A 23382-nucleotide genomic window follows, 5' to 3' on the forward strand; every position below is an offset into this window, starting at 1 on the left:
CACAGGCGGGGCACTCCGTGGCTGAGCGCACCGACATCCTGATCGGGATCGACGCGGGCACGTCCGTGGTCAAGGCCGTGGCCTTCGACCTGGACGGGCGGCAACTGGCTGAGGCGTCGGTCCTGAACCGCTACGACACCGGCGCCGACGGTGCCGCGACACAGAGCCTGTCGCAGACCTGGGCCGATTGCGCGGCGGCGCTGCGCAAGCTGGGCGAGTCGGTCGAGGGGCTGGCGGTCCGAACGGCCGGCGTCGCGGTGACCGGGCAGGGCGACGGCACCTGGCTGGTGGGCGCGGACGACGTGCCCGCGGGCGACGCCTGGATCTGGCTCGACGCGCGGGCTGCGCCGGCGGTGCGCCGGCTGAACGCCGCCCCGTCCGAGCGGGCACGGTTCGAGGCGACGGGGACCGGTCTCAACACCTGCCAGCAGGGCGTGCAGCTGGCCCACATGGACGCGACCTGTCCCGAGCTTCTGGACCGGGCCGAGGTCGCGCTGCATTGCAAGGACTGGCTCTATCTCAAGCTCACGGGCGTGCGGGCGACCGACCCATCTGAGTCGAGCTTTACCTTCGGGGATTTCCGCACGCGGGCCTACGACGACACGGTGATCGACGCGCTGGGGCTGGAACATCGCCGGCACCTTCTGCCGCAGATCGTCGACGGCAGCCAGGTGACGCACCCGCTGAGCGACGCGGCAGCGGCCGAGACCGGCCTGACCGCCGGCACGCCTGTGAGCCTCGGCTATGTCGACATGGTGATGACGGCGCTCGGGGCGGGGGTGCATACCGGCGATCCCGGTGCCGCGTGCTCGACCGTGGGCTCCACCGGCGTGCACATGCGGGCGGTGGGGCAGGACGACGTCCTGCTGAACGACGCCGGCACGGGATATGTGATTGCGCTCCCGGTGCCGGGGCTGGTGACGCAGGTCCAGACCAACATGGCGGCGACGCTGAACATCGACTGGCTGTTACGGGTGGGCGGCGATCTTCTGGCCGAGTTCGGCGTCGAGACCTCCCATTCGGACCTCGTCCGCCGCATCGACGGCTGGATGGCGCAGAGCCGTCCCGGCGCGCTGCTCTACCATCCCTACATCTCGGATGCGGGAGAGCGGGGGCCGTTCGTCGAGGCCGACGCCCGCGCCGACTTTATCGGCCTGTCCAGCGCGCACCGCTATCCCGATCTCGTCCGCGCTGTGGTCGAGGGGCTGGGGATGGCCGCGCGGGACTGCTACGCCGCGATGGGCGAGATGCCGGGCGAGGTTCGGCTCACCGGCGGAGCGGCCCGGTCGCGGGCGCTGCGCGGGGTGATCTCGGCGGCGACGGGGGCGCGGGTGCGCGTGTCCTCCCGCGAAGAGGCCGGCGCGGCGGGGGCTGCGATGATGGCGGCGGTCGCCATCGGCGCCTACGACAGCATGGAAGACTGCATCGCCGCCTGGGTCACGCCCCTACTGGGCGAGGCCGAAGCGCCAGAGCCGCAACTGATCGACACCTATGACAGCCTGTACCCGGCGTTCCGCACCGCCCGCGAGGCGCTCGTCCCGGTCTGGGGCGAACTGGCCCGCCACCGCGGCTCGGGCGCGACGACGGATCCCGAAACCCATGCCGGAGAGGAGTCCACCGGACGGACGCTCGAGGCCACAGACGCATCGCGAAGGAGCGCCACATGAGTGACGACAAGGAGACGGTCGATCTGTTCGTGATCGGCGGTGGCATCAACGGCGCTGGCATCGCCCGCGACGCGGCCGGCCGCGGCCTGTCGGTGGTGTTGTGCGAGAAGGACGATCTGGCCGAGGGCACCTCGTCGCGCTCGGGCAAGCTGGTGCATGGCGGGCTGCGCTATCTCGAATACTACGAGTTCCGGTTGGTCCGCGAGGCGCTGATCGAGCGCGAGGTGCTGATGAACGCCGCGCCGCACATCATCTGGCCGCTGCGCTTCGTTCTGCCCCATTCGCCGGACGACCGGCCCGCGTGGCTCGTGCGGCTGGGGCTGTTCCTCTACGACCATCTGGGCGGGCGGAAGAAGCTGCCGGGCACGCGCACGCTGGATCTGCGCCGCGATCCCGAGGGGGCGCCGCTGCTGGACAAGTACACGCGCGGCTTCGAATACTCGGATTGCTGGGTGGACGACGCCCGGCTGGTGGTGCTGAACGCCGTCGACGCGGCCGAGCGGGGCGCGACGGTTCTGACGCGCTCGCCCTGCGCCTCGGCCCGGCGCGAGGACGGCGCCTGGACGGTGACGACGAAGGACCGCCTGACCGGCGAAGAGCGGACGTTCCGCGCGAAGGCGCTGGTGAACGCGGCCGGGCCGTGGGTGTCGGACGTCATCACGCGGGTGGCGGGCGCCAATTCCAGCCGCAACGTGCGGCTGGTGAAGGGCAGCCACATCATCGTGCCGAAGTTCTGGGAGGGGCCGAACAGCTATCTCGTCCAGAACCACGACAAGCGGGTGATCTTCATCAACCCCTACGAGGGCGACAAGGCCCTGATCGGCACCACCGACATCGCCCACGAGGGCGAGGCGAACGACGTCCACATCGACGATTCCGAGATCGAGTACCTGCTCAATGCCGTGAACCGCTACTTCAAGGAGAAGCTGCGCCCCGAGGACATCCTCGAGACGTTCTCGGGCGTGCGGGCGCTGTTCGACGACGGGCAGGGCAACCCCTCGGCGGTGACGCGCGACTACGTGTTCGACCTCGAGGACCGCGACGGGGCACCTCTGCTGAACGTGTTCGGCGGCAAGATCACCACCTTCCGCGAGCTGTCCGAGCACGGGTTGCAGAAGCTCGGCCACTACTTCCCGACGATGGGACGCGACTGGACCCACGACGCGGCGCTGCCGGGCGGCGAGATCAAGAACGCCGATTACGACCTGTTCCGCGAGCAGATGAAGGCCGACTACCCGTGGATGCCGCGGGCGCTGCGCCAGCATTACGGCCGCTGCTACGGCGCGCGGATCGCCATGCTCGTGGGCGACGCCACCTCGGTCGAGGGGCTGGGGCGCCACTTCGGCGGCCAGCTCTACGAGGCCGAGGTGCGCTATCTCGTGGAACACGAATGGGCGCGCACCGCCGAGGACGTTCTCTGGCGGCGCACCAAGCACCGGCTGGACCTGTCCGAGGCCGAGAAGGCCGACTTCGCCGCCTGGTTCGACGCGCAGCAACGGAAAGCCGCCTGATGCCCCTGACACTGTCGCTGAACACCAATCCTCTGGTGAACCGCTTTGCCGAGCCGGCGGACCTGATCGAGACGACGGCGCGGGAACTGCGGCTGCGTGATCTGCAACTGACGCACGAGTTCATCAATCCCTCCTGGCCCGCACCGGTTCTCCGCCGCCTCACGCGCGAGATGGACCGCGCCTGTCATCGGACCGGGGTGCGCTGCACCTCGGGGATGACCGGGCCCTACGGGCGGCTCAACCATTTCGGTCATCCTGACCCGGATGTGCGCCGCTATTACGTCGACTGGTTCAAGACCTTCGCGGACATCTTCGGCGATCTGGGCGGCCGGAGCATCGGCACCCAGTTCGCCATCTTCACCTACCGCGACTTCAACGATCCGGCGCGGCGCGAAGAACTGATCCGTATCGCCATCGATCACTGGGCCGAGGTCGCCGAGCATGCGAAGGCGGCGGGGCTGGACTACGTGTTCTGGGAGCCGATGAGCATCGGGCGCGAGTTCGGCGAGACGATCGCGGCCTGCATGGCCCTTCAGGACCGGCTGAGCGCGGCGGACATGGCGGTGCCGATGTGGATGATGGCCGACATCGACCACGGCGACGTCACCAGCGAGAACCCCGACGACTTCGACCCCTACGCCTGGGCGCGGGCGGTGCCGAAGGTCTCGCCCATCATCCACATCAAGCAGTCGCTGATGGACAAGGGCGGCCACCGGCCCTTCACCGCCGAGTTCAACGCCCGCGGTCGCATCCAGCCTGAGCCGCTGCTCGAGGCGTTCGCCGAAGGCGGGGCCGAGGACAACGAGATCTGCCTGGAGCTGTCGTTCAAGGAGCGCGAGCCGAACGACCGCGAGGTGATCCCGCAGATTGCCGAAAGCGTCGCGTTCTGGGCGCCGCATATCGATACCGGGGCGGCCGACCTGAAGATCTGAGCCGCGCTCATCTCGAAACCGCTTGAGGTGCGGGCGGCCCCGGCGCCATCCTCGTGTAATCTTTGAATTACCTCCATTCGGGCGCGTGGCCTGTTGGGACAAGATGGGATATGCGGGCCCGACATCCGGGCGACAGGGTCATGACCGAAATGCAGCAGCCAGACCACGATTCCTCGGGCTCTCTCGACGAACGGGCGCGCGTGGGCTGGTACTACTTCGTGGCCGGTCTCACCCAGAAGGACATCGCGGACCGGCTTGGCATCACAAGGCTGAAGGTGAACAAGATCATCGGCCAGATCCGCGCCGAGGGGCTGGTGACGGTCGAGCTGGACATGCCGCTGCTGGAATGCCGCGTCATGGCCGAGGAGATCGCCTCGCGCTATGGCCTGCGGGACGTGACGGTGGTGCCGGATGTCGACGATTTCATCACGCAGAAACGGGTGATCGGCGAGGCCGCCGGCGCGATGGCGAGCCCGCTGATCAAGGGCCGCGACGTGGGCATCGGGATCGGCTCGGGGCGGACGCTGTCCTATGTCGCGCGCCGGCTGACGACGCGGCCGTCCGCGGGCAGCTGGGTGGTCGGCCTGATCGGCGGGATCACCCGGATGACGGGGTCGAACTCGTTCGACGTGGCCACCGACACCGCGCGGCGTCTGGGGGTCGAGTGCCACTATCTCACCGCGCCGATCTTCTGCGCTTCGGCCGCGGCGCGCGAGGCGCTGCTGCTGAACGAAGAGGTCACGGACGTCCTGGCGCGGACCGAGATCGCCGATATCGCGATGGTCAGCTGTTCGTCGTCCGAGGAACAGAGCTCGCTGACGCAGGTGCGGGTGATCAAGGACAACCTCGACGAGATCACCGCCGCCGGGGCGGTGGGCGAGATCCTGGGCTGCTTCATCGACGCCGACGGGCGGCCCGTGGATCACTTCATCAACGAGACGGTGATCGCGCTGCCGCCCGACAAGCTGCGGATCAAGCCTGATGCGATCCTGGTTTCGGGCGGGCTGATCAAGTTGCCGGTGATCCGCGCGATCCTGCGGGGCCGCTACATCAATCGGCTGGTCACGAACGAATCCGTCGCGCGGGGGCTGTTGGACGGGCCGGCCTGACCGGCCCGTCGCAGGCTCAGGACAGGGCGTCCTTCGCCGCGTCGTACATCGCGCAGAGGATGACGTGGGTCGAGGCCGCGCCGGGATCGATATGCCCGACCGAGCGTGCGCCCAGCTTGGCGGACCGTCCGCGGCGGCTTTCGATCTCCTTGGTGGCGTTCATCCCGCGCTCGGCGCCCTCGCAGGCCGCCGCGAGGCAGGCCAGCACGTCGCCGTCCTTGCCGAGCGCGGCGCGCGCGGCCTCGGCGCCGGGCACCCAGGCATCGACCATGGTCTTGTCGCCCGGCTCGGCCCGGCCGCGTTCGCGCACGCCCTGCGCCGCCGCCTCGACCCAGGCGACCACGGCCGCGGCATCGAGGTTCAGGCGGTTGCCGACGGCGGTGCCCGCCCTGAGGAACGCCGTGGCGTAGAGCGGCCCGGACGAGGCGCCGACGGCGTCGAGGAACGCCTTGGCCATCCGCTTGCACGAGGTCTCGACCGTCTCGTCTGCGGGGCTCTGTTCCAGGGCCTTGCGCACCGCTTTCCAGCCGATGTCCATCGTGACGCCATGGTCGCCGTCGCCGATCACGCCGTCGAGCTCGGACAGCCGGTCTGCGTCCGCGCTGATGCGCTCGCCGGCGCGGATCATCATGCTGCGGAAGATCGCCGGCGTGACCGGGCCATCGGTGGCCAGATCCTCGCGCCGGACCTCGGTCTCGTCGCGGGCGGCGTGCTGTACGGTGGTGCGGGTGGCGGTCGTCGCGGCGGGCCGGGCCTGCGCGACGGTGCCCACGGTCAGCGCCGGGGTCCGGCAGGGCATGTCGAGCAGCGCCTTGCGATCATCGTCGAGCTTCAGCAGCGTGACCGAGGCGCCCGCCATCTCCAGCGAGGTGGCGTATTCGCCGACCCAGGAATGATGGATCTTCACGCCGCGCTCGCCCAGGATCTGCGCCACGCGGCGGTGCAGGATGTAGAGCTCCAGCAGTCCCGTCGCGCCCAGCCCGTTGACCAGAACCGCGACCTCGCTGCCCTCGGGCAGGTCCATCTCGGCGAGGATGGGCTCCATCAGCTCGTCGGTGATATGGTCGGCCTCGGCCAGCTTGCCGCGGCGCATGCCCGGCTCGCCATGCAGGCCCATGCCGATTTCCATTTCGTCGTGGCCGATCTCGAAATTGGGCTTGCCGGTCTGCGGCATCGAGCAGGCCGACAGGGCGACGCCCATCGACTTGGTGTTGGACAGCGCCGCGGACGCCGCCTCGGTCACGCCGGCCAGGTCGCGGCCTGCCTCGGCCGCGGCACCGGCGATCTTGAAGACGAAGAAGTCGCCCGCGATGCCCCTCCGTTCATCGGCGCGGTCGCTGGGCGCCGAGGCGACGTCGTCGGCAACGGCGACCGACTTGGCGGGGATGCCGAGACCTGCACATTCCTCGGCCGCCATGTCGAAGTTCAGCACGTCGCCGGTGTAATTGCCGTAGAGGAACACCACGCCCGCGCCGCCATCGGCGGCCTTCGCGGCGTCGAGGATCTGCTCGGGGCTGGGCGAGGCGAAGACGTTGCCCACGGCCGCCGCGTCGGCCAGCCCACGCCCGACATATCCGGCGAAGGCGGGCTCGTGGCCCGAACCGCCGCCGATCACGATGCCAACCTTGCCGTCGCGCGGGCCGTCGACGGCGACCACGGCGCGGCCGCTGTCGCCCTCGACCCGCAGAAGATGGGGATGGGCCGAGATCATTCCCTCGATGGCCTGCGAGATGATGTCCTCGGGGGCGTTGATCAGCTTCTTGGTGCGCACGTTCGACTGGTCCGTCATGTCGTCTGTCTTTCTGTCAAGCATGTCCCTCAGCCCTCGCGGCGCAGCCAGCGGCGCGAGATCGCGTCGAACGAGATCGCGATGACCACGATCGCGCCGCTCACGATGCCCTGCCAGTACGGGGAGACGCCGAAGAGGACGATGATGTTCTCGATGATGCCGATGATCGCGGCGCCGAAGATCGCGCCGAGGATGCTGCCGACGCCGCCGGTGGTCGCCACGCCGCCGATCACCGCCGCTGCGATGGGGCCCAGCACCCAGGTGTCGCCGATCGAGGGCTGCGCGGTGCCCAGCCGGGCCACCAGCAACAGCCCCGCGAGCGCCGACAGCGTGCCCGCCATGACGAAGACCAGGACGCGGATCGTGTCGACCTTGATGCCCAGCATGCGGGCGGCGTCGCGGTTGTTGCCGATGGCGTACATGTAGCGGCCGAACGGCGTCTTCATCGTCAGGAACACGGCAAAGGCCAGCACCACGAGCATCACCACGAAGGGCATCGGAAAGCCGAACAGGGTGCCGCGGCCTAGGAACTGCATCTCGCGCGGGATGTCAGTGATCGCCACGCCCCGCGTCAGCACCAGGATCGCGCCGCCGTAGATGCCGGCCGTACCGATTGTCAGCACCAGCGAGTGCAGGCCGAGCGACGTGACGAGCAGCCCGTTCACCAGCCCCAGAGTCGCCCCCATGCACAGCGCCAGCGCCATCGACAGCCACGGGTCGAGCCCGGCATTGACCATCAGCATCCCCGCAATGATGCCGGACAGGCCGCCGATGGTGCCCAGAGACAGGTCCAGTTCCCCGAGGATCATCAGCGACGCCTGGCCGATGGTGACCAGCGCCACGAAGGCGAGGCCGCGGGCAACGACGCTCATGTTGTAGGCGGTCAGGAAGTAGGGCGACAGGATCGCCGATATCGCGAAGATTGCGATGAGGACGGCCAGCACGCCCATGACGGGGTTCTTGGCCCAGGCGAGCAGCGGATTGTGCTTGGCCCTTTGCGCGGTCTCCTGCATGTCAGACATGCTCGGCCTCCGTTCCGAAAATGGCGCCGACCAGGCTCTCTTGGTCCGTGGTGGCGGTGTCGAATTCGCCGGTCACCCGGCCAGAATGCATGGTGATGATCCGCGAGGCGCACTTGCGCAGCTCGTCCATCTCGGACGACACCAGCAGGATGCCGATCCCCTTTTCGGCGAGGCCCTTCATGATCTCGTAGATCTGTGCCTTGGTGCGGACATCGATCCCCTTGGTCGGCTCGTCGAAGATCAGCACCTTCGGCTCCATCGCCATCGCGCGGCCGATGATCGTCTTCTGCTGGTTGCCGCCCGACAGGTTCGAGATCTTCGTGTCCGTCGAGGCGGTGCGGATGTCGTAGTCGTCGACGATGCGGTCGACCTCGCGCCGCTCGCGCCGCGCGTTGATCCCGAGCGGCGAGTTGGTCAGGTCGAAGATCGACAGGCCGATGTTCTCGCGGACCGAGAGCTGTGGGAAGATGCCGTGATGCTTGCGCTCTTCCGAGAGATAGAGCATCCCGTTCTTCACGCTCTTCGTCGTGTCGCCGAGCCGCCAGGGGGCGCCGTTCACCCGGACGGTGCCGCGATGCGCCTTGCGGAAGCCGAAGATCGTCTGCATCAGCTCGGACCGGCCCGAGCCCACGAGGCCGGCAAAGCCCAGGATCTCGCCACGATGAAGGGTGAAGTCCACATCCTCGAACCGGGGCCCGCTCAGGCCCTCGACCTCGATCAGCGGTTCGGCGGGCGCGGTGGCGGGGCGGAACTGGTCGCCCAGCTCGAGCTTCTGGCCCGACATGGCGCGGATCAGGCCGTCCTCGTCGGTGTCAGACAGGTGCCCCGCCTCGACCTTCTTGCCGTTCCGCAGGACGGTGTAGTCGTCGCCGATGTCGAACACCTCGTCCATCTTGTGCGAGATGAACACGACGCCGACGCCCCGGTCGTGAAAGCCGCGGATGACCTTGAACACGCGGTCGACCTCGACGGGGGTGAGCGACGAGGTCGGCTCGTCCAGGATCAGGACCTTCATGTCCTTGTTGGTCGAGGCGCGGGCGATCTGCAGAAGCTGCTGGTCGGGGACCGAGATCGTCTGCACCAAGTCGCCGGGCCGGGCCTCGATGCCGAAGCGGTCGAGGTATTCCTGCGCCTCGCGTTCCAGCGCGGCGCGGCGCACGATGCCCCGGTGGCCGGATTTGTGGAACGGCATCAGCAGGTTCTCGGCCACGCTCATGTGCGGAAAGAGGCTGAGTTCCTGCGGCACGTAGGCGATGTAGCGGAACAGGTCGGGCTTTTCGGCCGGGTCCTCGCCGTCGATGCGGATCGTCCCGCGCGAGGGGCGGTCGGTTCCGGTGACCAGCTTGACCAGCGTGGACTTCCCCGCGCCGTTCTCGCCGACGAGAACGTGGGTGCGTCCGAGTTCGACATCCAGGTCGAGCCCGTCCAGCGCGGTGACGCCCGGAAAGTCGCGGCCGAGACCGCGTGTTTCGAGATAGGCCATGGATCGGCTCCAGGTCGAACGTGTGACGGTTTGCGGGCCGGGCAGGCGGCCCGGCCCGCGCTATCGGGTTGCCCCGTCAGCCGTCGACGTTGTCCTGGGTGATGAAGGCGTTGCCGGTATCGATATAGGTCGGCACCGGGGCACCGGTCGCCTGCTGCCACAGCAGCATCACCGACCAGTAGCCCTGAAGCTCGGGCTGCGAGGCGGACGAGCTGTCGGCGACGCCGTCGCGGATCAGGTCGAGCATCTCGTTGAGGTTGTCGAGCCCGACAAGTTGCACTTCGCCTTCCTTGCCGGCCTCGACGATGGCCTGGCCGATCCCGACCGGGCCGGCGGCGTCCGACGCGACCCAGCCGTCGAGTTCGGGGTTGGCCTGCATGATCGCGGCGGCCTGCTTCTGGGCGGTCTGGATGTCGTCGTTGTCGATGCCTTCGGCGACGACCTCGATGCCGTCGTGCTCGGCAAAGACCTCGCGGTGGCACTCGGCGCGGATCGAGTGGTTCGGCGCCGAGGGCACGCCCATCATGATCGCGACCTGGCCCTCACCGTCGAGCAGTTCGACGAGGCGGCGCGAGGCGATCTTGGCCTGCTCGCAGAAGTCCGAGCCGATATAGGGGATGTCCATCCCCTCGGGCGGGACGCTGTCAAACAGGGTCAGCGGAATTTCCTGATATTGCGCATCCTCGAGCGAGGCGCGGTTGCCGGCCGGGTCGAGCAGGTCGATGGCGATGCCGTCGGGGCGGGTCGCGATCGAGCTTTCGAGGATCTGGTTCTGCTGGACGACGTCGGCGGATTGCGGCGCGGAATAGTCGATCTGCACCGACGAGCCGGACTGCGCCTCGATCGCGGCGGCGGCCATCTGGGCGCCGTCGTTCACCTTGTCGAACCAGGGGTGGACGACCTTCGGAATGATGACGAAGCGATAGCTGTCTTTCTTCTGCGTGCCCGCGTCATCCTGAGCGACGGCCGGAACGGCCGCGGTGGCGACGAGCAGCGCCGAGGCGACGGTGCTCTGAACGAATCGCAACATGCGATGTCCTCCCTAGAAATGTGTGCGCGGGGCGCGTGCCCCGCGTCTCCTCCGGAAGCTCCCGTGAGGCGGAAGCTGCGCGGAACATACAGGTGTATTTTCGTTTTTACAACGGTATTACTTTACGTGCCGTCGCCTACGCCGTTACGCCCGGTTTCGCCGCGGCGCTGCGCATTGCGGCGCTCGCGTGACGCGCAAGTGGCCATGGCGTCTTGAAAAAAGGCACTTTCACACGTTGACGCAGCGTCGGCGCCACATCGGCAAGAAGCCGCACAATCCACAGTTGATCGAAGGGCGTGTCGCCGCCATAGTCCTTCGGCACCCGCCCGCGGACAGCCCAAAGAGCCGTTTCGACATGAACGCAACCCGCCTTGTTCGTTCGATCCATCCTGCGACCGGGAGCCGCGTTCCCGACAGGACGGACGGGCCGGGACCGACGGGCAACGCGAGCCGGAACGCCCCGCCGCATTGGGCGGAATGAAAGGTCGCGGTGCGAGGGATGACGCGCGCGGCACACCTTCTATGGAACTGGAAAGCCCATGTCTGATACGGCAATGACCACAACGAGCGCCGGCACCGGGGATGTGTCGGTCACTCGCACCGAGGCCTGGAATGGCGGCTTCGTGCACGAGTTCGACTTTACCGCGGCGACGACGGCGGACGACTGGACGATCGTGATCTCGCTCGACGCCGAGATCACGAACATCTGGGGCGTGACGATCGACGCGCGTGTCGGCGATCTCTACACCCTGTCGGGATCGAGCTGGCAGGACTCGCTCGATGCCGGGCAGACCGCCGCCTTCGGGTTCCAGGGCGCGGGCGAGCCAGAGTTCGAGATTGTCAGCATCAACGGCGCCGAGCCCGGGACGTCGGCCGAGCCGGAGGCGCCTGCGACCGAGGACGACACCACGCAGGACACTTCGGGCGACGACGGCACGACCGACGAGACCTCCGATCCCGTCGTCGAAGAGCCGGCTGTGACCGGTACGCCCGAGACCGAAGAGGCGGACACGGCGCCGCGCCCGACGCTCGACTACCGGGTGAGCGCGACGTGGAACGGCGGCTACAACGCCGCGCTGACCGTCAAGAACGAAACGCGCGAGGCCATGGACACCTGGTCGCTGATCGTCAGCGCAGACGACCTGGACGTGCGGAACGCCTGGGGCATGACCGTGACCGATCTCGGCGACGGCACCTTCGAGCTGACCGGCGCGGGATACGGCGCGTCGCTGCATCCGGGCCAGAGCGTCGACATCGGTTTCACCGGGGCGGGGATGCCGCCCGAAGATCTGGACGTCGTGTCGGACGATGCGCCTTCGGACGGGGACGACGGCACGACCGAACCGCCCACGGACGACGGCACGACCGACCCGGCGCCCGGCGCGTTCGGCGGGGCCGAGTATGCCGAGGCGCTCGATCTGTCGATGGACTTCTACTATGCCCAGTATTCCGGCGAATTGCCCGACGACCATCCGGTCGCGTGGCGCGGCGACAGCGCGTTGCAGGACGGTGCCGACGTGGGCCGCGACCTGACAGGTGGGTTCTACGACGCGGGTGACCACGTGAAATTCGGGTTGCCGCAGGCCTATACCGCCACGACCCTCGCCTGGGGCGCGATCGACTTCCGCGACGGTTACGATGCGGCGGGCAGCTATGACGATCTGGTCGCCCACGTTGATTGGGTCAGCGACTATCTCCTGCGCTGCTACGACGACAACGGCACGGCGGACCTGTCGGACGACGTGTTCTACGGCCAGGTCGGCAACGGCCAGCTCGACCATGCCTATTGGGGCGCGCCCGAGGACATGACGATGGAGCGGCCGGCCTACGCCATCACCGCCGACACGCCGGGCACCGAGGTGACGGCGCAGACCGCCGCCGCGCTCGCCGCCAGCTCGATGGTGCTGGGCGAGGCCGGGCAGGGCGCGCGCGCGGACCAGCTGCTGGCCAATGCCGAAAAGCTGTTCGCCTTCTCCGAGGCCTACCAGGGCACCTATACCGACGCGATCCCGGATGCGGGCAGTTTCTACGCCTCCCATTCGGGGTATGACGGCGAACTGGCCTGGGCGGCGACATGGCTCTACGAGGCGACGGGAGAGGCGGTCTACCTGCAGAAGGCCGAAAGCTATTACAGCGCTGACAACATCTACTGGGCGATGAGCTGGGACGATCAGTCGATGGGCACGGCGCTGCAACTGGCGAAGGCGACCGGCGATCAGCGATATTTCGACGACCTCGACGCGCATTTCGATCACTGGGAATACAGCGTCGCGCGGACACCGGGCACCGACACCAATGAGGGCCTCGCCTGGCTCGACCAGTGGGGGTCCAACCGCTATGCCGCCAATACGGCGTTCCTGGCGATGGATTATGCCGAGCTGCTGGACGAGCGCGGGGAAAGCGACAAGGCCCAGGCGCTGCGCGAATTCGCATCCGACCAGATCGACTACATGCTGGGCGACAATCCCGACGCCTTCAGCTATCTCGTCGGCTTCGGCGACGACTTCCCGTTGCAGCCGCACCATCGCGCCGCCTCGGGAACCGACCATGTCGGGGAATCCGGCCCGAACGAGCATGTGCTCGACGGGGCGCTGGTCGGCGGACCGGACCGGAACGGCGACTACACCGACCTGCGCAGCGATTACGTCGCCAACGAGGTGGCCATCGACTACAACGCTGGCTTCTCGGGCGCGCTGGCCGGCCTGATCGAACAGGATCAGTTCCTGCTGTCTTGAAGCCACACAATCGGTGTATGCCGGAGGGGCGTCCGTTCACGCGGGCGCCCTTTTTCGTGGGCGCGCGGGACAGGTTTCACGGCTCTGCCGCAGGAATCCCGACGAAAAAACGGTCAATCCGCATGTGGCGCCTATTTCGTAGGCTCACCTCGACGTGACAAGGTGACTCAAATTGCAAGCATAAGGACTTATCATGCAGATCGGCATCTGGATCAGTCTCATACTCTATTTCGTGCTGATGCTCGGCATCGGCTTCTATGCCTGGCGCAAGTCGACGTCGAATGCCGAGGAATACGTTCTCGGCGGGCGGCAATTGCCGCCGGCGGTCGCGGCGCTTTCGGCGGGCGCCTCGGACATGAGCGGGTGGCTCCTGCTGGGCCTTCCCGGCGCGCTCTACGCCACCGGACTTGTCGAGGCCTGGATCGGCATCGGCCTTTTCGTCGGCGCGTTCCTGAACTGGATCATCGTCGCGCCGCGGCTGCGCGAGCAGACCGAGCGTTATGACAACAGCCTGACGATCCCCAGCTTCCTGGCCAACCGCTTTCCCACGCAGGCGCTGACCCTGCGGATGGTGTCTGCGGTCATCATCGTGGTGTTCTTCGCCGTCTACACGGCCTCGGGCCTCGTCGCCGGCGGCAAGCTGTTCACCAGCGCGTTCGAGGGCAACTACCAGGTCGGCGTCTGGCTGACGCTGGGGATCGTGCTGACATATACCGTGGTCGGCGGGTTCCTGGCGGTCAGCCTGACCGACTTCGTGCAGGGCTGCATCATGATGCTGGCGCTGATCATCATGCCGATCATCATCCTCGGTGGCGGCGGCGGGTTCGACCAGGCCTCGCAGACGCTGAACGAGGTCGACACCAACTTCCTCTCGCTGACCGAGGGGCTGACCTTCATCGGCTTCCTGTCGGCGGTGACCTGGGGGCTCGGCTATTTCGGCCAGCCGCACATCATCGTCCGCTTCATGGCGGTGAAAAGCGTCAAGGCCGTGGCGACGGCGCGGAACATCGGCATGACGTGGATGGCGATCTCGCTGATCGGCGCGGTCGGCGTGGGCGTGTTCGGCCGGGCCTACGTGGTGCGCAACGACATGACGATCGACGATCCCGAGACGATCTTCATCGTCCTGTCCGAGCTTCTGTTCCATCCGCTCGTGACCGGCTTCCTCTTCGCTGCGCTGCTCGCGGCGATCATGAGCACGGTGTCGAGCCAGCTGCTCGTCTCCTCGTCGTCGCTGACCGAGGATTTCTACCGCCTGTTCCTGCGTCGCAGCGCCAGCGACCGCGAGGTCGTGAACATCGGACGCCTCGCCGTCCTGCTCGTGGGGATCGCCGCGGCGATCATCGCGCGCGATCCCGAAAGCCAGGTGCTTGGGCTGGTGGCGAACGCCTGGGCCGGGTTCGGTGCCGCGTTCGGGCCGCTCATCATCCTGTCACTCACATGGCAGAGGATGACGGGGATCGGCGCGGTCGCGGGGCTCGTGACCGGGGCCGTGACGGTGATCGTGTGGATCCAGCTTGGCTGGAACGGCAGCTTCCTGGGCGGTCCGGGCGTGTACGAGATCATCCCCGGCTTCCTCTTCGCGTTGCTCGCAATCGTCGGCGTGAGCCTTGCGACAGAGGCGCGCGGCGAATTTCGGCCCTTGCAGGACCGCACGACCTGAGATCACGCATATCGCGTCAGGGGCGGCGACTGCGCCCCGGGGGGTCGGCCATTGTGCCGGCCCTTCGCGTATCCGGCCGGCGGCTAGGCGTTGACATTCCGTGTCCGCTTCTGCGTCCATGTGGTCACCCCCGGCGATGACGCGACCGGGGGAAACTTGGGAGGATACATATGAAACGGTTCACCGCGACTGTCGCGGCGGTTCTGGCCATTGGCTCGGGCGCCGCCGCTCAGGATCTTTCGATCGCCACGGGCGGCACGGGGGGCACCTACTATCCCTATGGCGGCGGCCTGGCCGAGCTGATCGGCCAACACGTCGAGGGCGCATCGGCCACGGCCGAGGTGACGGGCGCCTCGGTCGAGAACATGGCGCTGATCGCGCAGCAGCAGAGCGACCTGGCGATCGGTCTGGCCGATACCGTCTATGCCGCCGTCAACGGCACGGTGGATCCGTTCACCGACCGGCCCGTCGATGCCCGTGCGCTGGCCTCGATCTACCCGAACGCGGTGCATATCGTGACGCTCGCCGACAGCGGCATCGAAAGCCTGTCGGACCTGTCGGGCAAGCGGGTCTCGGTCGGGGCGCCCGGATCGGGCACCGAGGTCAACGCCGAACAGGTGCTGACCGCGAACGGCATCACCTATGACGACATCGACGAACAGCGCCTGAACTTCAACGAGACCGCCGATGCGCTCCGCGACGGTGACATCGATGCCGGGTTCTGGAGCGTCGGTCCGCCGACCAGCTCGATCATCAACCTCGCCGCGACTCGCGACATCTCGATCGTGCCGCTCACCGAGGAAGAGATCGCCGCCGCTACCGAGAAGGAGCCGGTCTTTGCCGCCTACGAGATCAGCGGCGGGCTCTACGAGGGCATCGACGAGCCGGTGCAGACGATCTCGATCCCGAATGTGCTGGTGGTCAACGCGGCGATGGACGAAGAGCTCGCCTACCAGATCACCAAGGCGATGTTCGACCACGTGGACGAGCTGATCGCGGTGCACCCCGCGGCCAACGACACCACGGTCGAGTTCTCGCTCGGGTCGACGCCGATCCCGCTGCATCCCGGCGCGATCCGGTATTACGAAGAGGCCGGCGCAGAGGTGCCGGACGATCTGCGGCCTTGAGCCGGCAGATCGCGGGGCGGCTGGCGACGGCCGCCCTGACGTGCCTTCTGTGGCCGAGCGCCCTGCACGCGGCAACGCTGGAAGTGCAGGCGCCCGACCGCACGCTTCTGTCGGTCGAGGTCGTCGAGGGCGAGGAATGGTGCCTGAAATGGCACCACTCCGTCACCGGCGGCCGCGTGGCCGACTGCTTCGTCAATACGGGCGGACACATGGTTCTCGAGAAATCGTATCTGCATGACTTCGCGGCCGGCCTGGGCGAGGTCCAGGGGCGGGGCACGCTGGTCCCGGCCGAGGGCCGCGGCTACTGGATCACCGGCATCGACGAGCGGATCGCCGGAGACACCCTGGTGCTGCGCGTCGGCCGTCGGTCGGTCGGCCATCATCTGACGATCGGCGGCGCCGATCACCGGCTGAGCGAACAGGCGGCGGGCGAGCGCGTCACGCTTCGCCTGAAACCCTGACGGCCGCCCGATGTCCGACACGCAGGAATCCGCACGAGAGACCGCCGATCCGACAGGCGCCCCGTCGCAGGGACGCACGATCGCCTGGGTGATCGCCGCCGTCGGCGTCGCCCTGTCGCTGTTCCAGCTCTACGGCGCGGGGATCGAGCCGCTGGGGCTGTTCTACCAGCGCTCGATCCACCTCGCCTTCGTCATGGCGCTGACCTTCCTGATGTATCCCGCCTTCGGACAGCGCGGGCGGGGGGCGGTCGGCTGGATCATCGACGGCGCCTTCCTTGTCGGCGCGATCACCAGCGGCGCCTACATCGTCTGGAACCTCGATGCGATCTTCTCTCGTGCCGGATTCTGGAGCGAGACGGATGTCTGGATGGGCATCCTCACCACCGTCACGCTGCTCGAGGCCAGCCGGCGGGCCATCGGGCTGCCGATGACGATCATCGGCCTCGTGGCGATCCTTTATGGCTTTGCCGGACCGCGTGGCGAGCTGCCGTGGCTGGGCGAGTGGCTGCCCGGCATCCTCTCGCACCGCGGCAACACGCTCGACCGGCTGATCGGGCAGCTCTACCTGGGGCAGGAGGGGATCTACGGCCTGCCGCTGGGGGTCGCCTCGACCTACATCTTCGTCTTCGTGCTGTTCGGCGCGTTTCTCGAGGTGACGGGCGCGGGCAAGTTCTTCATCGACCTCGCCTACGCGGCAACGGGGCGCAAGCCGGGCGGTCCGGCCAAGGCGGCGGTGCTGGCCTCGGCCGGCATGGGCTCGATCTCGGGGTCGGCCATCGCCAACGTCGTGACCACCGGCGCCTTCACGATCCCGCTGATGAAGCGGCTGGGATACCGCCCCGCGCAGGCCGGCGGGATCGAGGCCGCCGCCTCGACGGGCGGGCAGATCACGCCGCCGCTGATGGGCGCGGGGGCCTTCCTGATCTCGGAATACACGCGGCTGCCCTATATCGACATCGTGCTCGTCTCGATCTTTCCGGCGTTCCTGTATCTCGGGACCGTCTACCTGTTCGTGCACATCGTCGCGCTCAAGCGCGGCATGCAGGGCGGCGCGACCGAGGACCTGCCGACGGTGCGGGGCACGCTGATGTCCGGCTGGCAGTTCCTGCTGCCGCTGGTGATCCTCGTCGGACTTCTGCTGCAGAACCTCTCGCCCATGCGTGTCGGCTTCTGGGCGATCCTGTCGGTGCTGGGCGTCGCCGCGCTGCGCCGCGGGGTGGAGTTGTTCGTGCTCGACCCGCGCCGGGGGCAGGGCCTGACCCTGGCACGCCTCCGCGACGAAGTGGTCGCGGGGCTGCGGCTGGTGTGGACGGCGCTCGCGCTCGGGGCACGGAACGCGGTCGCTGTGTCCATGGCCTGTGCCATCGCCGGGGTGATCGTCGGGGTCGTCGGTCTGACGGGGCTGGGGCTGAAATTCTCGTCGATGATGATCGCCTTCTCGGGCGGCAATCTGGTGCTGGCGCTGATCCTGGTGCTGATCGCCAGTCTGATCCTCGGGCTCGGGCTGCCGGTGACGGCGTCCTACATCGTGCTGATCGTGCTGGTTGGACCGGCGCTGAGCGACGAGTTCGGCGTGCCGCTGTTGATCGCGCACCTCGTGGTGTTCTGGTACTCGCAGGACAGCAACGTGACGCCGCCCATCGCGCTGGCGGGGTTCGCGGGGGCGGCCATCGCGGGCTCCAAGCCGCTGGAGACGAGCGTGCAGGCGTGGAAGTTCGCCAAGGGCCTCTACCTGATCCCGGTGTTCATGGTCTACAATCCCGAGATCATCCTGGGCGGCCCCTGGGCCTATGTCATCTGGAGCGGGCTGATCGCTATTCTTGCGCTGGCGGCCTTCGCGGCAGCGCTCGAAGGGTATCTCTTCACGCCGATGGACACCGTCTCGCGGCTGCTGGTGGTTCCCGCGACGATCGCCGTATTCCACCCCGCCTTCGCCATCGAGGCGTCCGGCGCGGTGGCGCTGTGCGCGCTGCTGGGGGTGAACTGGCTGAGATCCCGGTCGCAGGCCGCCACGACGGCCTGAGGCGTCAGGCGACGCGACGGCCGCGCACCCAGGTCTCGCGCACCATCGGCGTGCCCGCCCACCGCGACACCCGGATCAGGTCGGCCCGCGCGCCGGCCTCGATCCGGCCGCGATCGGGCAGGTTGGCGGCGTCCGCGGGCGCGCGGGTCACGGTGGCGATGCCGCGCGGAAGGTCGTCCCAGAGATCGCCCAGCATCACCGCGGCCATCAGCAGGGCGGCCGGCACGTAATCGGACGACACGATATCCAGCAGCCCGTCCGCTGCCAGCTCCGACGCGGCGACGTTGCCGGAATGCGATCCGCCCCGCACGAGGTTCGGCGCCCCCATCATCACCGCGATGCCGTGGGTCCGCAGCGCCTCGGCCGCCTCGCGCGTGGTGGGAAACTCGGCCAGACGCACGCCGCGCTCGGCGGATTGATCGGCCTGTTCGGGCGTGGTGTCGTCGTGGCTGGCCAGGATCGCGCCCAGCCGCCGCGCCTCGGCCACGGCGACGTCCTCGTGCGTGGCACCGAAACGCTCGCGCACCGACCGCAGCTGCGCGACGTGTTCGGTGAACTGGTCCTCGGTCATGCCGTTCTTCGACATCGCGTAGGTCTTGAGCTTCGACAGATCGCGGAACTGCCGCTGGCCGGGCGTGTGATCCATCAGGCTGACCAGTCCGACCCGGTCCCCGGCCGAGAAGGACGCAAGCTCGTCCACCAGCGTCTCTGAACAGATCTCGGCCCGCAGGTGCAGGAAGTGGCTGATCCGCAGCCCGTGCGCGTCGCGCATCTGCACCAGCTCTGTCGCCAGATCGCGGGCATAGGCCTTTTCGTGGCGCTGGCCGCCGGGGATCGAGCCCACCCGCAGGGCATCGAACACCGTGGTGATGCCGACCGAGGCAAGCTCGGCGTCATGGGCGACGATGGCGTTGGCGTGGGGCCAGTCGACCTTGGGACGCGGCTGGATGTGCCGTTCGAGGTTGTCGGTGTGCAGCTCGATCAGCCCCGGCATCACCAGGTCGCCGCCGCAATCCACGGTGCCCGCAGGTGCCGCGCTGCCCTCGGCGATGTCGGCGATCCGTCCGTCGCGGAGCGTAACGGCGCCGCGCAACATGCGGTCCGGCAGGACGAGATTGGCGTTGGCGAGGATGGCTTCGGACATCACTGCCCTCCTTGTGTTTGGCGGGGCGAGAGTCGAGGTTCGGGTGGAACCATTGGCAGCCGGACGGTACGCACGCCCCCATGACTGACTGGACCCGTTTCGCCGTGTTCGTTGCCCCGTCTCCGGGGCCGTTCGCAGATTTTACCGCGCGCTGGCTGGGATGGGATCCCGCCGAGGGCACCGAGCGGCCGCATCCCGATCTGCCGGGCCTGCCACGGCCCGCCGAGGAGGTGACCGAGACGCCGCGCAAATACGGTTTCCACGGCACGATCCGCGCGCCCTTCCGGCCGGCCGAGGGATTGGACCTGCCCGCGATCGACGCGCAGCTCGAAGAGATGGCGCGCCGCATCCCGCCCGCCGAGATCCCGGCACTGCGGATGGGGCGGCTCGGCCGGTTCCTGGCGCTGGTGCCCCACGGCGACAGCACTCCGCTGGACGAGATGGCCGCCGCGGTGGTGCGCGAGACCAACGCGCTGCGCGCGCCGCTGACGAAGGAAGAGATCGCGCGCCGCAATCCCGACCAGTTGGACGAGACCCGGCGCGCGCTGCTCGACGCGTGGGGCTATCCTCACGTGATGGAGGCGTTCCGCTTTCACATGACGCTGACCGGGCCGCTGCACCGCGAAGAGCTGTTCAGCGTCGAGACCGCGCTGGCGCCCGCCTTGATGCCAGCGGTGCCGCGTCCCTTCCGCGTCGACCACCTGTGTCTCTTCGGCGAGGCGTCGGACGGGCGGTTCCACCTGCTGCATCGCTACGCCCTCGCCGGCTGAAGCGCGGCGAGAAGGCGCTCGGCACCGTCCTCGACGCCGCCATCGTTGACGATCCGGCGGACCGGCACGCCATCGGGCATCGTCAGGTCGGATCGGTCCAGCCTTGCGCCGATCTCGGCGGCGGATTCGCGGCCCCGCGCGGCAAGCCGCTCCGCCCGCAGCGCGTCGGGCGCGGTGACGTGCAGCACGACGAGGCCCGGAAACTGCCGGCCCGCCGTGGCGAGGATCCTGCGGGAGGCGTTGAACAGCACAGTCCGCCCCGCGCCCAGGTCATCGCGGATCGTGGCGGGGATGCCGTAGCGCAGCCCGTGCGCCTCCCACCAGAGCGCGAAGTCACCGGCGGCGCGGCGGCGGGCGAACTCGGCCTCGCTCACCCCCTCGTGCGGCTCGCCGGTGGCGCCGGATGGGCGGGTGATGACGCGCCGGACGATGACCAGATCGGGACGCCGCCGACGGGCCGCCGCCATCAGCGTGTCCTTTCCGGCGCCCGAGGGGCCCGCCACGGCAAAGAGGTGTCCGGGGCTCATTCTCCGCCTGCCCGGCGGGATCCGGCGTCTTCCTGAAGGGTTGTAAGGACTTTATTCATTGTCCCGCGTCCTAAAGAATCTATACAACTAGACAAATCAATACGCCGCCCACCCACACTCTGCAAGACCTGCAAAGCCGATGACCCGCACTGCCGTCTGGACCACCATCGCACAGACCCTGACCGCCGAGATCGCCGGCGGCCAGTACCGGCCGGGCGACCGGTTGCCGACCGAGGCGGACCTCGCGCTGCGGTTCGGCGTCAACCGCCATACCGTCCGCCGGGCGCTGTCCGAACTGCAGGGGCAGGGGCTGACCCATGCGCGGCGCGGGGCCGGGGTGTTCGTGTCGGCCCGCCCGACGGAGTATCCGCTGGGGCGCCGGGTGCGCTTTCACCAGACGTTGCGGGCGGCGGGACAGATGCCCGACAAGCGCATCCTGCGGCGCGAGACCCGGCGCCCCAACGCGGGCGAGCAGCAGCTTCTTGAACTGGAGGACGGGGACGAGGTGCATGTCTACGAGGGGCTCTCGTCGGCCGACGGCGTGCCGATCGCCCTGTTCCGCAGCGTCTTTCCGGCGGGGCGCCTGCCGGGGCTGCTGGACCGGCTGGACGCGACGGGATCCGTGACCGAGGCGCTCGCCGCCGAGGGGATCGCGGACTACACGCGCGCCTCGACCCGTGTGACGGCCAAGCTCGCGACGGCGACGCAGGCGGGATTGTTGCGGATCTCGCCGGGTGACCCGGTGCTGCGGACCGACAGCGTGAACGTCGATCCCGAGGGCCGGCCGATCGAGATCGGCCGCACCTGGTTCGCGGCGGATCGGGTCAGCCTGACCGTCGCGCCGGACTGACCGACCGCGGGATCAGTCGGCTTTCGCCGCCAGCGACACGGGCCGGTTGGCGCGGGTGTCGATGTGATCGCTCTGGCCGAAACCCGGCTGGGCCAGCGCGCGGATGTCGACGCCGCCGTCCGAGATCGCCAGCGCGGGACGTTCCCCCTGCACGCGGTAGAGACCGGGAAACCGGGTGCAGGCGTCGGAAATCTCGGCCGCCGGTGCACCCTGCATGCCGCCGGCGAAGTGGTGCCCGTTCCGCTCGACATCCGCCACGCCGACGGCGGCCGCCATGGTCGTGTCCTGTTGCCAGCACAGACCCGGCTGACATGTCAGGTCCTCGCCCGACAGCAGGCCGCCCGCTTCGCGGGTGCGGGCGTAGTTCAGAAGCGCGCGCAGGACGCCCTTGCAGCTCTTGATCGAGGTTCCGGCCCAGCCGTTCGCGCGGGCCTCCTCCAGAGCGTCGTCCGAGTCGTCGCTCTCGTCGATCACGAGGGGCAGGTCGTAGGCCCCGGCGTGCGTCTCGCGCGCGGTCTGCCGGTCGAAGGGCTGTTCGACAAAGGCGGTGGCCTCGCGCAGCCGGTGCAGGGCAGCGTCGCCCTTCAGCCCGGCGAGGAAGGCCGTGAAGGCGTCCGGGGCGTATTGCTCGTTCGCGTCGAGCGTGACGCGGTAGGTGCCCAGCGTGTCGATGAGGCCGGCAATGTCGCGCAGGCGCGCGAGGTCACGGTCGGGGTCGCCCTTCAGCTTGATCTTGAACGCCTTGAGACCATTCCGCGCGATCACCTCCTCGACCGAGACGGGAAGCCCGTCTTCCGGCCCGCCGGTCACGTCCGCCGTGAACAGGGGCGCGTCGAAGCCGATCGTGTGGCGCAACTCGATGCGGCCGGGCTCGACCACGCCTCCCAGATGGTGGCGCAGGGCGTCGGCCGCGATGTCGGGCGGGGCCAGGTCGGCCATGCCGAAGAGGTCGCCCTTCGCGGCTTCGGCAAAGGTCCGGCCGGCCGCGCGGCAGGCGGCGTCGATCAGCGCCATCTCGATCAGCGCGGGACCGAAGCCGGCGGCAAGGGCCGGCGTGCCGGCGGGCAGGGCGCCGGGCACCGCCTGCCGCAGCCCGCGCGACAGGGCGGCAACGGTGCCGGATTGCCCGCCGGCCAGACGCGCCGCTTCGATCACCGTGCGGCGCAGGGTGTCGATCGTGTCGTCGTTGGTCTGGTCGTGCCGCTTGTCGAACCAGCGCGGCACCATGAGCTGCGCCGACACGCCGCGAATCTCGGACGATCCGACGACCGCGGTGACCTCGGCATAGGCTTCGGCGGTGCGCCGCACCTCCGTGCTGCCGAACTGAAAGGGCAGCCGCATCTCGACCGGACGTTCGCTGACCTGCACGGACTCGATCCGAAGCTCCACGGGCATTCTCCTCGCCTTGTTACCTTGTGGTAGGTTGTGGCAGAGGAGGAAGGCTGTCAATGCGCCGGGTGATGGAAGTGCGGCGCGGGGCCGTGTAAACAGGCACGCGGCCCAACCCGTAGCAAGGGGATCAAAGATGCCGAGCCGACA

The 23382-nt window shown here is 68.5% G+C and carries 18 protein-coding genes; 11 read left to right on the forward strand and 7 right to left on the reverse strand.

Features of this window, described 5'->3' with window-relative positions; translation table 11 throughout:
• The first annotated feature begins 17 nt into the window (after window positions 1-17).
• From BMZ25_RS17200 to BMZ25_RS17215, 4 genes are all read left to right on the forward strand, one after another.
• Window positions 18-1667 carry an FGGY-family carbohydrate kinase gene (locus tag BMZ25_RS17200; protein ID WP_092695881.1) on the forward strand — a complete coding sequence of 550 codons (1650 nt, stop codon included), beginning with the start codon at window positions 18-20 and terminating at the stop codon, window positions 1665-1667.
• On the forward strand, window positions 1664-3178 hold the full coding sequence (locus BMZ25_RS17205; RefSeq protein ID WP_092695882.1) for a glycerol-3-phosphate dehydrogenase: 1515 nt from the start codon (window positions 1664-1666) through the stop codon (window positions 3176-3178). The genes BMZ25_RS17200 and BMZ25_RS17205 overlap by 4 nt, the downstream gene beginning before the upstream one ends.
• Window positions 3178-4110 (forward strand): TIM barrel protein, encoded by a 933-nt coding sequence (locus BMZ25_RS17210; protein ID WP_092695883.1) that lies wholly within the window; start codon window positions 3178-3180, stop codon window positions 4108-4110. Before BMZ25_RS17205 ends, BMZ25_RS17210 begins: the two co-directional genes overlap by 1 nt.
• A 140-nt stretch (window positions 4111-4250) precedes the next feature.
• On the forward strand, window positions 4251-5219 hold the full coding sequence (locus tag BMZ25_RS17215) for a sugar-binding transcriptional regulator (RefSeq protein ID WP_218142565.1): 969 nt from the start codon (window positions 4251-4253) through the stop codon (window positions 5217-5219).
• Between the two features lie 16 nt (window positions 5220-5235).
• On the opposite strand, the gene dhaL is transcribed toward BMZ25_RS17215, so the two are convergent.
• From dhaL to BMZ25_RS17235, 4 genes are all read right to left on the reverse strand, one after another.
• Window positions 5236-7032, reverse strand: a complete 1797-nt coding sequence (gene dhaL / locus BMZ25_RS17220) for a dihydroxyacetone kinase subunit DhaL (RefSeq protein WP_235859922.1) — start codon at window positions 7030-7032, stop codon at window positions 5236-5238.
• 5 nt (window positions 7033-7037) lie between these two features.
• Entirely contained in the window at window positions 7038-8030 is a 993-nt protein-coding gene (locus tag BMZ25_RS17225; protein WP_218142566.1) for an ABC transporter permease, read from the reverse strand.
• On the reverse strand, window positions 8023-9513 hold the full coding sequence (locus BMZ25_RS17230) for a sugar ABC transporter ATP-binding protein (protein ID WP_092695886.1): 1491 nt from the start codon (window positions 9511-9513) through the stop codon (window positions 8023-8025). Before BMZ25_RS17230 ends, BMZ25_RS17225 begins: the two co-directional genes overlap by 8 nt.
• A gap of 76 nt (window positions 9514-9589) precedes the next feature.
• Window positions 9590-10543 (reverse strand): substrate-binding domain-containing protein, encoded by a 954-nt coding sequence (locus tag BMZ25_RS17235; protein WP_092695887.1) that lies wholly within the window; start codon window positions 10541-10543, stop codon window positions 9590-9592.
• A 554-nt stretch (window positions 10544-11097) separates the two neighbouring features.
• Between BMZ25_RS17235 and BMZ25_RS17240 the strand changes: the two genes are divergently transcribed.
• The 5 genes from BMZ25_RS17240 to BMZ25_RS17260 all read left to right on the forward strand — a co-directional run bounded on the left by BMZ25_RS17240 (window position 11098) and on the right by BMZ25_RS17260 (window position 18552).
• Complete coding sequence (locus tag BMZ25_RS17240) at window positions 11098-13278, forward strand: glycoside hydrolase family 9 protein (RefSeq protein ID WP_177190510.1); 2181 nt, start codon at window positions 11098-11100, stop codon at window positions 13276-13278.
• A 193-nt stretch (window positions 13279-13471) separates the two neighbouring features.
• Window positions 13472-14941 (forward strand): sodium/proline symporter PutP, encoded by a 1470-nt coding sequence (putP, locus tag BMZ25_RS17245; protein ID WP_092695889.1) that lies wholly within the window; start codon window positions 13472-13474, stop codon window positions 14939-14941.
• Between the two features lie 170 nt (window positions 14942-15111).
• A complete protein-coding gene (locus BMZ25_RS17250) occupies window positions 15112-16068 on the forward strand; it encodes a TAXI family TRAP transporter solute-binding subunit (RefSeq protein ID WP_092695890.1) in 957 nt (318 codons plus the stop codon).
• Window positions 16065-16529 (forward strand): DUF1850 domain-containing protein, encoded by a 465-nt coding sequence (locus tag BMZ25_RS17255; RefSeq protein WP_092695891.1) that lies wholly within the window; start codon window positions 16065-16067, stop codon window positions 16527-16529. The genes BMZ25_RS17250 and BMZ25_RS17255 overlap by 4 nt, the downstream gene beginning before the upstream one ends.
• A 10-nt stretch (window positions 16530-16539) precedes the next feature.
• Window positions 16540-18552, forward strand: a complete 2013-nt coding sequence (locus BMZ25_RS17260; protein WP_092695892.1) for a TRAP transporter permease — start codon at window positions 16540-16542, stop codon at window positions 18550-18552.
• 4 nt (window positions 18553-18556) lie between these two features.
• Here BMZ25_RS17260 and BMZ25_RS17265 read toward each other — a convergent pair whose 3' ends face one another.
• The gene (locus tag BMZ25_RS17265) at window positions 18557-19696 is read right to left on the reverse strand and encodes an alpha-D-ribose 1-methylphosphonate 5-triphosphate diphosphatase (RefSeq protein ID WP_092695893.1); all 1140 of its coding nucleotides are present in this window, start codon (window positions 19694-19696) and stop codon (window positions 18557-18559) included.
• A gap of 80 nt (window positions 19697-19776) precedes the next feature.
• On the opposite strand from BMZ25_RS17265, the gene BMZ25_RS17270 reads away from it, so the two are divergent.
• Entirely contained in the window at window positions 19777-20466 is a 690-nt protein-coding gene (locus BMZ25_RS17270; RefSeq protein ID WP_092695894.1) for a DUF1045 domain-containing protein, read from the forward strand.
• On the opposite strand, the gene phnN is transcribed toward BMZ25_RS17270, so the two are convergent.
• Complete coding sequence (gene phnN, locus BMZ25_RS17275; protein WP_092695895.1) at window positions 20448-20993, reverse strand: phosphonate metabolism protein/1,5-bisphosphokinase (PRPP-forming) PhnN; 546 nt, start codon at window positions 20991-20993, stop codon at window positions 20448-20450. The genes BMZ25_RS17270 and phnN overlap by 19 nt on opposite strands.
• 139 nt (window positions 20994-21132) lie before the next feature.
• On the opposite strand from phnN, the gene phnF reads away from it, so the two are divergent.
• Window positions 21133-21843: a phosphonate metabolism transcriptional regulator PhnF gene (phnF, locus tag BMZ25_RS17280; protein ID WP_092695896.1), complete on the forward strand. Its 711-nt coding sequence runs from the start codon at window positions 21133-21135 to the stop codon at window positions 21841-21843.
• 12 nt (window positions 21844-21855) lie between these two features.
• Here phnF and BMZ25_RS17285 read toward each other — a convergent pair whose 3' ends face one another.
• Window positions 21856-23238 (reverse strand): enolase C-terminal domain-like protein, encoded by a 1383-nt coding sequence (locus tag BMZ25_RS17285; RefSeq protein WP_092695897.1) that lies wholly within the window; start codon window positions 23236-23238, stop codon window positions 21856-21858.
• Window positions 23239-23382 lie beyond the last annotated feature (144 nt).

Source organism: Tranquillimonas rosea, assembly GCF_900111315.1.
Lineage (GTDB): Bacteria > Pseudomonadota > Alphaproteobacteria > Rhodobacterales > Rhodobacteraceae > Tranquillimonas > Tranquillimonas rosea.